9 protein-coding genes are annotated in these 11,061 nt (G+C 52.7%); 1 reads left to right on the plus strand and 8 read right to left on the minus strand.

The genetic code is table 11. The features are described from left to right. Window positions 1-40 precede the first annotated feature (40 nt). The 7 genes from ACX1C1_RS00205 to ACX1C1_RS00235 all read right to left on the minus strand — a co-directional run bounded on the left by ACX1C1_RS00205 (window position 41) and on the right by ACX1C1_RS00235 (window position 8,923). Window positions 41-3,487: a methylmalonyl-CoA mutase family protein gene (locus tag ACX1C1_RS00205; RefSeq protein ID WP_458955189.1), complete on the minus strand. Its 3,447-nt coding sequence runs from the start codon at window positions 3,485-3,487 to the stop codon at window positions 41-43. Window positions 3,488-3,499: 12 nt separating this feature from the next. Beyond that, the gene (locus ACX1C1_RS00210) at window positions 3,500-4,645 is read right to left on the minus strand and encodes an acyl-CoA dehydrogenase (RefSeq protein WP_458955190.1); all 1,146 of its coding nucleotides are present in this window, start codon (window positions 4,643-4,645) and stop codon (window positions 3,500-3,502) included. A gap of 41 nt (window positions 4,646-4,686) precedes the next feature. Next, window positions 4,687-5,544, minus strand: coding sequence for a 3-hydroxybutyryl-CoA dehydrogenase (locus ACX1C1_RS00215; RefSeq protein WP_458955191.1), 858 nt, complete (start codon window positions 5,542-5,544; stop codon window positions 4,687-4,689). A 14-nt stretch (window positions 5,545-5,558) separates the two neighbouring features. Next, entirely contained in the window at window positions 5,559-6,752 is a 1,194-nt protein-coding gene (locus ACX1C1_RS00220; RefSeq protein WP_458955192.1) for an acetyl-CoA C-acetyltransferase, read from the minus strand. A gap of 223 nt (window positions 6,753-6,975) precedes the next feature. Then, window positions 6,976-7,578, minus strand: coding sequence for a YdcF family protein (locus tag ACX1C1_RS00225; protein WP_458955193.1), 603 nt, complete (start codon window positions 7,576-7,578; stop codon window positions 6,976-6,978). Then, window positions 7,571-8,164 carry a YdeI/OmpD-associated family protein gene (locus ACX1C1_RS00230; protein WP_458955194.1) on the minus strand — a complete coding sequence of 198 codons (594 nt, stop codon included), beginning with the start codon at window positions 8,162-8,164 and terminating at the stop codon, window positions 7,571-7,573. Before ACX1C1_RS00230 ends, ACX1C1_RS00225 begins: the two co-directional genes overlap by 8 nt. Window positions 8,165-8,383: 219 nt before the next feature. Further along, on the minus strand, window positions 8,384-8,923 hold the full coding sequence (locus tag ACX1C1_RS00235; protein ID WP_458955195.1) for a GNAT family N-acetyltransferase: 540 nt from the start codon (window positions 8,921-8,923) through the stop codon (window positions 8,384-8,386). Window positions 8,924-9,191: 268 nt separating this feature from the next. On the opposite strand from ACX1C1_RS00235, the gene ACX1C1_RS00240 reads away from it, so the two are divergent. Next, on the plus strand, window positions 9,192-9,617 hold the full coding sequence (locus tag ACX1C1_RS00240; protein WP_458955196.1) for a hypothetical protein: 426 nt from the start codon (window positions 9,192-9,194) through the stop codon (window positions 9,615-9,617). 180 nt (window positions 9,618-9,797) lie between these two features. Here the strand turns inward: ACX1C1_RS00240 and ACX1C1_RS00245 are convergent, their stop codons facing one another. Beyond that, window positions 9,798-10,856 (minus strand): S-layer homology domain-containing protein, encoded by a 1,059-nt coding sequence (locus ACX1C1_RS00245; RefSeq protein WP_458955197.1) that lies wholly within the window; start codon window positions 10,854-10,856, stop codon window positions 9,798-9,800. Between the last annotated feature and the right edge of the window lie 205 nt (window positions 10,857-11,061).

Below are 11,061 nucleotides of genomic sequence, written 5' to 3' on the forward strand. Positions count from 1 at the left end.
TTGATACCTTGCATGGCTTGGATAGGATTGGACTTAACGTCTACATATTGCGTCGATACTGTCCTCCAGCCTCGAATAATACAGCTGTCATTTGTCCAAGGGACGCATGCCGCACCGTCTCCATTAGCTCCTCGAATACATTGCCGCCGGACAACGCCGTATGCAGCAATCGCTCAAGCGCCTGCTCCGCATCGGTCTGATGCACAGTCTGAAAAGTCTGCAAATTCGTTAGCTGCGTCTCCTTCTCCTCCCGTGTCGAACGGGCCAGCTCAGGTTCTGCCGACATGACGATCGAAGGATCCGGATTCAGGAAGGTGTTCACCCCAACGATCGGAAGCTCGCCGTTATGCTTCAGCCGCTCATACAACAGGGATTCCTCTTGGATTCGCCCCCGCTGATACCCCGTATCCATCGCCCCCAGGACGCCGCCCCGCAGATGGATGCGCTCGAACTCCGCCAGCACGGCTTCTTCGACGAGATCGGTTAGTTCTTCGATCACAAAGGAGCCCTGCAACGGATTCTCGTTCTTAGCCAATCCAAATTCCTGCCCAATGATGAGCTGAACCGCCATCGCCCTGCGGACCGAATGCTCGGTCGGCGTCGTAATGGCTTCGTCGTATGCGTTGGTATGGAGAGAATTGCAATTGTCATATACAGCAAGCAGTGCTTGAAGCGTGGTACGAATATCGTTAAAATCCATTTCCTGCGCATGCAGTGAACGTCCCGAGGTTTGAACATGGTACTTGAGCTTCTGGCTGCGCTCGTTCCCCTTATACAGATCCTTGATCACGGTGGACCAAATCCGTCTCGCGACGCGGCCCAGTACGGCGTATTCGGGGTCGAGACCGTTGCTGAAGAAAAAGGAGAGATTAGGCGCAAAGTCGTCGATTGCCATGCCCCGACTCAAATAATATTCGACGTACGTAAACCCGTTCGCCAGCGTAAACGCAAGCTGAGAGATAGGATTTGCCCCCGCCTCCGCGATGTGGTAGCCGCTGATGCTCACCGAATAATAGTGGCGAACGCCTTTATCGATAAAGTAGCGCTGTACATCTCCCATCATTTTCAAAGCGAATTCGGTGGAGAAAATGCATGTATTCTGTCCTTGATCCTCCTTCAGAATATCGGCCTGCACCGTCCCCCTTACCGTCCGTAGCGTCCACGCCCTCAGACGCTCCGCCTCCTCGGCATCCGGTTCTCTGCCTTGCTCGGCTAAGAATCTATTCATTTGCTGACGGATCGCCGCATTCATGAACATCGCGAGCAGAATCGGCGCCGGACCGTTGATCGTCATGGATACGCTTGTTGATGGATGACAAAGGTCGAACCCTTGGAATAACTTCTCCATATCGTCCAATGTGCAGATGCTGACGCCGCTGTTGCCGATTTTGCCATAAATATCAGGACGCCGCCCAGGGTCCATGCCGTATAAGGTGACGCTGTCGAAGGCTACGGAAAGCCGTTTCGCTTCATCATGCCTGCTCAAATAATGGAATCGCAGATTCGTTCGTTCCGGCGTACCTTCGCCCGCGAACTGCCGCTTCGGCTCCTCATCGCGCCGCTTGAAGGGGAACACACCGGCTGTATAAGGCGGTCGTCCAGGCACGTTTTCGGTCATCAGCCATTGCAGCAGATCGCCTGGACATGTGTAACGCGGCAGCGCAATCCGAGGCACGGGCAATCCCGAGAGCGTCACCCAGTACGGTGCCGCCGATATCTTGGCGTCGTCTTCTCGTGCAGATGACGGGCGATAGGATGCTAGTAATGCTGGCCAACCCTCCAGCAGCGTCTTACTTATCGGATGCATCTGCTGTTCCAGCTCACCGATCATATCTGTGAGCCAATCGGCAAATAGCGGCGTGGCGTCCTCCTTCGCGGTTTCTCCCCCCACAACCGGTAACGACTCGGCTGTCGCTATAGGTGCTGCAGCGGTTCTTCTCTCGGCTGCCCATTCAAACGTTCCTTTTAGTTGACCGATTCGCCGTGCAAGCTCGGACTGCTCCCTCACGAACGTATGGCGCGCCCTCACGGTGCGGACGATTTCGCCCAAGTAGCCGGTTCGCTCGCGCGGAATGATGGGTGAAGGCGCCGATTTGCGGGCTCCTGCTGCAACTGGTTGTCGCTTATTATTCGCGCCTGACGCACCTGATGCACTTGATTCGGCTGCGCTGTCAAGCTGCTTGCTATCTGCATGATCAACCGCATTACTTGCCGACTGCTTGCTATCTGCACTTGCCCCCACGTCTGTGGCAGTCTTGGCTGTCAGCCGCGAGACTGCTTCCACGATGGCAGCGAACAGTCCGTTCGTGCCCTCGTCGTTGAACCGGCTGGCAATCGTCCCGTAAATAGGAGGTACCACGTCCGGCACCGAAGTCAGTCCGCGGCTGCGAATGAACTGTTTGCTGACGTCGCGCCAGGCATCCTCCGAGCCGGCACGATCGAATTTGTTGATGACGATTATATCCGCATAATCGAGCATATCGATCTTCTCGAGCTGCGAAGGCGCTCCGTATTCGCTTGTCATGACATACACTGCGATGTCGCATAACGAAGCGATGGCGGAGTCGCCTTGACCGATGCCGCTCGTCTCGACGATGATCCAGGAGAAGCCGGCCGCCTTGGCGAGCTCGACCGCTTCTGCCGTCGCGTCGCTTAACTCCTTGCCCGAGCCTCGCGTCGCCATGCTCCGCATATATGTCCGCGATCCGCCGATCGCGTTCATTCGGATACGATCTCCCAGCAGTGCGCCGCCGGTCTTCTGCCTTGTCGGATCAACAGAGATGACGGCAATTTTCCCTGAAGGATCGTAACGTAAGTACCGGCGGACGAGCTCATCCGTTAGGGAGCTTTTGCCCGCTCCTCCGGTTCCTGTAATCCCGATCACGGGAACCATTGCGGTCCCTGTTTGACGCAAGCTCTCCAGCAGCCCCGCTATGCCGGCACTCCCCTCTTCAGCCGACGTGATGAGTCGCGCGAGAGCGCCGGGATGACCTTCTTTGAGCAGCTTCAGCTCCTGCTCCAGCGATCTGGCCGGCGGCTCATCGTCCGCGCCGCGCAGCATCCAGTCGATCATGCCTTCCAGCCCGAGCGTCCGACCGTCCTCCGGCGTAAATATTTTGGCCACGCCATATCGATGCAGCTCATCCGCCTCAGCCGCTGTAATCACGCCGCCACCGCCCGCAAATATTCGAATATGGGACGCGTCCCACTGTCGCAGCAGATCAACCATATAGGAAAGAAACTCTACATGCCCGCCTTGATAGGAGCTGACCGCAATCGCCGCTGCATCTTCTTGTACCGCTGCGGTCACGATCTCTGCAGCCGAACGGTTGTGCCCCAGATGGATGACTTCCGCCCCGGCTCCTTGAAGCAGCCGCCTGATCATATTAATCGAGGCGTCATGTCCGTCGAACAAGGAGGATGCCGTGACGAACCGTAAGCGCCTTCGGGCTTCACCGGTCTTGCCCTTGGATGATTCGAGCTCCATGTCAGCACCTCCTTATCCACCATCCTTGACCATGTGCTTAAAAATGACCAGCCGCTGTATCTCATTGGTTCCCTCATAGATTTGGGTTACCTTCGCATCCCGAAACAGCCTCTCTGCCGGATAGTCGCGCATATACCCGTATCCTCCGAGAATTTGAACCGCCTCCGTCGCGCAAGACATCGCGGTATCCGAGCTGAACCGCTTGGCCATTGATGCCTCCTTGCCACAAGGCAGTCCCCTCGACCTCAGCTCAGCCGCCTGATAAACAAGCAGCCGCGCCGCTTCGATATTCGTCGCCATATCAGCCAGCTTGAAGGCAATGGCCTGATGGCTCGAGATCGGCTTGCCGAATTGATGGCGCTTGCCAGCATAGTCGAACGAACAAGCCAGCGCAGCTTCCGCGATGCCAAGCGCTTGTGCCGCAATACCTATTCGACCGGCATCCAAATGGTTCAGCGCGATCCGGAAACCTTCGCCTTCGCGACCGATCAAGTTGTCTGCCGGCACCTCTGCCTGATTAAAAATCAGCTCTGTTGTGCTGGAACCGTGAAGACCCAGCTTCTTCTCCCGCTTGCCGTAGGAGAGTCCCGGCGTCCCCTTCTCTACAATAAAAGCCGATATCCCCTTAACACCTTTCGAACGGTCGGTAACGGCAAAGGTGACATACGAATCCGCATAACCGCCGTTCGTTATAAACGTCTTGGTTCCGTTCAACACATAACGATCGCCTTGCTTCACGGCCGTCGTACGAATGCTGGCGGAGTCAGAGCCCGCGCTCGGCTCGGTCAGCGCAAAGGCACCGAGCGCCTCTCCAGTGGCAAGACGCGGCACAAACCGGACACGCTGCGCTTCGTCCCCGTCATATAGGATCGGACTCGTGCCGACCGAGCTGTGCACCGAGAGGATGACGCCAACGGCAGCGCTTATCCGGGAAATTTCATGGATCGCAATCATATTGGACAGATAGTCCGCCCCAACTCCGCCATAGAGCTCGGGAACGGCAATGCCCAGCAGACCGAGACTCCCCATGTGGCGAATGAGCGCCAGCGGGAATTCATCCTTCTCTTCCATATCCGCGACACATGGAGCAATCTCGTTTTTCGCAAAATCCCTAACCATATCGCGCAAGCTTGCCTGCTCGCTCGTGAGCTCCAGCATGACCTTCACTTCCTCTGCGGAGTAATCTCGGGTGCGGTTGGTCACTTTGCTTCGTACGTATAGAATCCACGTCCCGCCTTGCGCCCCAGCCAGCCGGCTTGCACATATTTGCGAAGCAGCGGGCACGGACGATACTTGGGATCGCCAAATCCTCGGTGCAGCACTTCCATAATCGAGAGACAGGTGTCTAACCCGATGAGATCGGCGAGCGCAAGCGGTCCCATGGGATGGCGCATGCCAAGCTTCATAATGGCGTCCACGGACTCCGGCGTTGCCACTCCCTCATACACGCAATAAACAGCTTCGTTAATCATCGGCATCAGCACGCGGTTGGACACAAAGCCCGGACTGTCCCCCGCTTCCACTGGCGTCTTGCCCAGCTGTCTCGCGAATGCCTCAGCACGAGTATTCGTTTCATCAGAGGTAGCCAGCCCCCGGATCAGTTCGACAAGCGGCATGACGGGAACCGGATTCATAAAGTGAATGCCGATGACAAGGTCCGGTCGTCCCGTCGCAGCAGCCAGCTCCGTAATGGGAAGCGCGGACGTATTGCTTGCCAGAATCGACGACTCCGGCATCACCTCATCCAGCTGGCGAAACAGCTCCCGCTTGGCTTCAAGACTTTCGACAATCGCCTCAATAACAAGCTCTGCGTTCAACGCTTCGCTAATATCTGCAGCAACCGTGATCCGACTTAAAGCCGCATTGGTCGCGGCTTCGCTTCTTTTCCCCTTGGTTATATCCCGCTCCGCTTGTCTGCGTAATGCCGCAATTCCGGCCTGAGCTCGCTCCGGCACCAAATCGTGAAGCAATACTTCAATCCCCATCTCGGCTGCCGTGGCTGCGATTCCGCTCCCCATCTGCCCGGCGCCTACTACCATCAATTGCTGAATGCTCATCTTCGCTCCTCCCTTCAGCCGCCTCCAGCCACCTCCACTAGGACCGCATCACCTTGAGCCGTTCCGCTGCAAATTGCCGCTACGCCAAGTCCTCCGCCGCGTCTATGCAGTTCCAGCACCAGCGACCATAGTATTCGCGCTCCGCTTGCTCCGATCGGATGCCCCAGCGCGACGGCGCCTCCATTCACGTTCACCTTCTCCATATCGCATCCGAGTACGCGTCCGCTCGTCAGCGCAACCGCTGCGAATGCCTCATTGATCTCGAACAGGTCGATGTCTTCGAGACGATGTCCCGTCTTATCAAGCAGCTTCTGGATCGCAATCGCTGGCGCTGTAGCAATATACGGCGCTAACAACGCCGATTCTGCTTGACCAAGGATACGCGCCAGCGGCTTCAATCCTAGCTCGCTTGCCTTGTCCTCCGACATGAGAACGAGCGCAGCCGCGCCATCATTGACGCCCGGTGCATTGCCAGCGGTAATCGTGCCATCCGCCTTATATACTGGCGGGAGCCGAGATAATACATCCTCATTCGTATCCTTTCGCGGGGCCTCATCTAGCTCGACAATGAGCTCGGCTCCCTTCTTGCCTGGAACATTGACAGGTACAATCTCTTCGCCCATTCTCCCCTCAACAATTGCGCTTATCGCCAGCCTATGACTGCGGAGCGCCCATTCATCCTGCTCCCGCCGGGTAACATTATACTCTTGCGCGACGTTACTCCCGTGCACCGCCATATGAACCCCGTCGAACGGACATCGCAGTCCATCATGCAGCATCAAATCGACGGCCGTCGCATTGCCCATTCTCAGTCCTGAGCGCAGTCCCGGAATGGCATAAACCGACTGGCTCATGGATTCCATCCCGCCTGCAATTATGATGTCCGCATCTCCAGCGCGAATCATTTGATCCGCCATCGTGATTGCCCTTAGACCTGAGGCGCACACTTTGTTTACCGTTTCGGCGGATGTCTGCCAAGGAAGACCTCCTAGACGCGCCGCTTGTCTAGCCGGATTCTGCCCCGCTCCTCCTTGGAGAGCCATGCCCATGACCGTTTTGTCAACCTGATCCGGACTTACGCCCGCCCTCCGCATCGCTTCCTTGATGGCTGCGCCTCCAAGCTGAACAGCAGACAGATCCTTGAGCACGCCGCCTAGCTTGCCGAAAGGCGTTCTGGCACCATGTACGATGACGGTAACAGATCCCATGTTTGTTCTCCCCTTTCGTCGTCTCGCTGACTTGTAAGCAACAGTCGGGGCTCGCGTTTCGCAATTGATGTACAAGTTATCTATACAGGGAGCTATCTCTATATCCATACTTATGTCAGCCGATTCCGCTACATGTATGGCCCAATACGTACAACAATTTCAAAATAAGCGGCAGCCCGGGACTTTTGAGTCCAAGGCTGCCGCTTGTCGACACTCTATTATTCTATTGCAAGAGATATTTGTAATAGGCCGGGAACTCGCGAAGAATCGAATACACATCCCTGGCCTCAAAGATATAGGCGTGTGCTCCGAATACTTCTTTAATCCCCCGCTTGCTAAAGACTAGCTTCGTCCTGGAAACATGGAAGTATTGCGTAATGATCATGGCGGAGTCTGCACCTATCTCATTCATGATACTTTTCGTATTTTGAGCGGTCATGTGGGAATTGTAACCCTCGTTATCCTCGATGATACGTTCCTCGGGTATCCCCTTAAGAGATAAGTAGGACTTCATCACCTTCGCCTCATCGAAACCTTCCTTGCCGATCCCGCCGCTTACGATAATTGTATCAAAATATCCCCGATTATAAAGCTCTACCGCCCGATTCAATCTAGCTCTCAGCCGTTCGGACGGTTGTCCGCTAAGCTCAACTTTATTACCTAAGACGACGGCAACATCGACAGGTATTAATTCGTCATTCAGGCCATCCATGATGATGATAACCGTATGAATCGCGAACCACATGAAGAACGCAACTGAGAGTGTTAGGACTAATTTGATGAAGCGGCCTCTCACCCGAACCTGCGGCGGCTTGCGCTTAATCATTTATCCCCTTGCCATCCAGAATGAACGGCAAATATTTTTCGATGCGGGACTCCCGCGTCTGTGACCGTTTCGGCTCGGAAAAATGGTATAGGTACGCTCTTTGCCGGCCCGGCGTCAATGCTTCAAAAGCGGTTTTCAGATCAGGGATCTCGACAAACTTATTTTCCAATTCCTCTGGAACGGTGTATTCTTCCGTTTTCTTGTATTCGACTTGCAAGCCTGCCTTTTCGACTTCAATCGCCTCATCGATGTATGCCTTAATGATCAGCTGCATCTCTTCGATTTGCTGGACACTTGTGAACCGGAGTTGGCGAGCGGCTTGTACATTCTCTGTCTGCTGAACCAGAATCCCGTGCGGGTCCTTGAGTAATGCGCCTTTGTGGAGCAATAGCGCACAATACTCCTTGAATCCATGGATTAGCACAACGTTTTTGCCTTCGTACATGTAACAAGGATGCATCCACTTGATATCCTCGGTCAGCTCGCACTCCAGCACGATTGAACGTAACAACTCGAACTCTTCCTTCCAATTTTTGGCCTTCCGCATAAATCCGTCTACTTTAGGATTCGTTTTACCTATTGTCATGGGACGACACTCCTTATCGCGAAAATGTATGTATTTGGGGGCTGCCTCAACTGTTTCCAAATAGATCTTGTTATTTATTTTACTCTACTTCAGTATGGTTTCAAGTACCGTTTCCAATTACAGGACATTATGAAAAACGACAGCCGCAGACCAGGTGAGATAGGTCTTTAGCCGTCGCTGATTTTCGTATCTACTAGATTATGGAACTCGCTCGATATGTTAAGTGGCAATCCCTTGTTGCAGCATAGAGCGGTTTTCCAAAAAGTCCAAACGATCGATTCGATACAAATCGTATATCTGTTGCTTGCTATTGATCAATTGGTACATTTGTTCTTCACGCTCATTTACGAATTGAACATATGGCAGCTTTTCGATTGCCTTCTTGGATCTCGTATTTTGTTTTTGGATTTTCATATATATCGTATCGATCCGGTCCTCCACAAACAGCTCCGTAAAAAAATACGCCTTCGCTTGCCCGTTATACCCGCCTCCGAAATAAGGGGTGCCAATCCACGTAGCCAAGAAACCTGTTCGATTGACGATATCGTAAAGATCGATGGTCCCGATTGCGTGGCCCATCTCGTTCAGAATCGTCCTGGATATGCACGTCTGCTGCTCTTCTTCGTCGATCAGCTTTTTGGTCATAAACACATACTCTTCGTAGGTTTGGCATTTGAATCGAACATAAGGAAACACTGCGGGTTCAGTCATGAATTGATATAGGACATGGCAATCGTGAAGATCGCGCTTTTTTAACATGGAATCTACCACCCTAGACCAAATTGTTCGATCATTCGATCCATGTCAGTATACAAGCGGACGTATAAGGCTATATCAACGCTGCGTTTTCTTTGTGTAAACGAGAGGCGCTGTTCGGGGGCATGGTGGTTGTCGGGCGTCGTATTTGCGTCTCCAGATATGTAACCAGGCGAACGCCAACATTCGCATGTACCCCGCTATTCATACAATCTGTGAAGACGAGTGTCGCATATCATAGTAGATGCTAGTGCGAAAGCGAGGTGTTATTATGCAACGAATTCCTCTTAACGAGGCAGCACTCAAACCTTATATCGGCAGAACTGTACAAGCGAGACTCAAGGATGGCTCTGTCATTCGGGGGACGATCAAATCGTACAAAAACGGCCGACTCTACTTCTCCAGCATAGATAAAGGTAAAGGACCAACCTACAATCGTATGAAGAAACGTCATGCGAAACGGAGTAAAACAAAAGCGCATGTGTCTTTCTTCTTCTTCGGCGGAGCGATTGCGTTCGCCCTTATCGCAGCATTGTTTGTCATTCCGTTCGGATTCGGATTTGGCGGTGGATGTGGCGGATTTGGCGGCGGTTGCGGCGGCGGTTGCGGCGGCGGTTGTGGCGGCGGTTGTGGCGGTGGTTACGGCGGTGGGTTTGGCGGCGGCTACGGTGGCGGGTACGGTGGAGGCTTCTTCTAATTGGTAGAGCAGCACAACAAGCGGACCTTCCCTTACACAGCTTTGCCCTTGTGAAATCAGCTCACTCGGCAAGTTTAAAATGGCGATTCATTAGGTTATCTCTATGAATCGCCATTTTTTTATGCCAAAATATCAAGCTGCCAAAGTACGTTTAACTTTTAGCCGAAAATCTCACCCTACTTATTCCACTTCGTAATAAGCGTAAATTTTCCAGCTGTTATCCATCATCCTCTTCAGATAATAGACCCCATCACTCGTTATCGTCTCCGTCTCGGATTCTCCTTCGAAGTTCGTCGTGAGTTCATATTTTCCCCCCGTAGCTTCGACAATGGCTACTCGATCCGAATAATCGTATACGGAGTAGGATTGCGGCGAAATAAGCTTCATATCAACAACAACACCATCTTGTATCAGATCGAGCAATGTTTCCGTTTCATATCGACTTAGCGCCAAGTAATAACCTGTGAAATAAAAATCGGATATTTCATTCAGATCAGAGTAGCTTTTGTTGATCAACGCTTCATTTTGCTTCTGTTCTGCACTTTGCAGCACCTCGAACAGCTCCGCAAGATCGTTATTCCCGCCAGGTGTCGCGTAAAGTGCTCGGTCAAGCATGACTACGGCTTCAGCACGCTTAGCTGGCGCAAAGGGCATAAAGAGCTTGTCGGTCACTCCCGTTATAATCCCCGCCTCACTTGCCTTCACAATGTATTCTTTCGCAAAATATTCCGGTACATCCTCAAACGAATTTGCTTCTGATCCATAAGGCAGCGATTGATCAAAAGCACGAACAATCATCGTTGCAATTTCGCCGCGGTTAACGAGACGCTCGGGAGCGAACTCGGATGCACTAATACCATTGACAATGCCATGGGCGCTTGCAATGCTGATTGGATCGGCATACCACTTTGAGTGATCAACGTCTTCGAATGTGTTTCCTGCGCCTGCTCCATTGCCTGTCAATCCGAGCACGCGTACAAGAAGAGCGACAAACTCAGCACGGTTGATTGCTTGATCCGGCTTAACGGTTACAACACCATTGTTATCCCTGTAGCCTTTCAAAAAATCAGCATTCATAAAATTATCTAACTCGAAAAAAGCCCAATGCTCCCCGATATCCGCAGGAAAGTACAAATCATAATCTTCGGCGGCAGAAGCACTGGCCTTTGTCCCGTGTAAGAAGGTTCCAAGCAGTACAAATGCGAGTGACACGATGGTGATGCGAGATAACGTTTTCACAATAAATCCACCTTCATTGTTAAGTTAATTCCTCTTTGAGATTAACAAATACAAGATGGCTACTCCATGATAAATACTTGGATACGCTGGGATATTCTCCGGAAAGGTACGCGCGACGCACTTGCTATTGTTCCTTCAAGCACAATAAAAATCGCCTCGACCGCTCCATGACGAAGCGTTCGAGGCGATTGCTAGCTTACACTCC

The sequence above is a fragment of the Paenibacillus sp. strain BS8-2 genome, assembly GCF_054483835.1.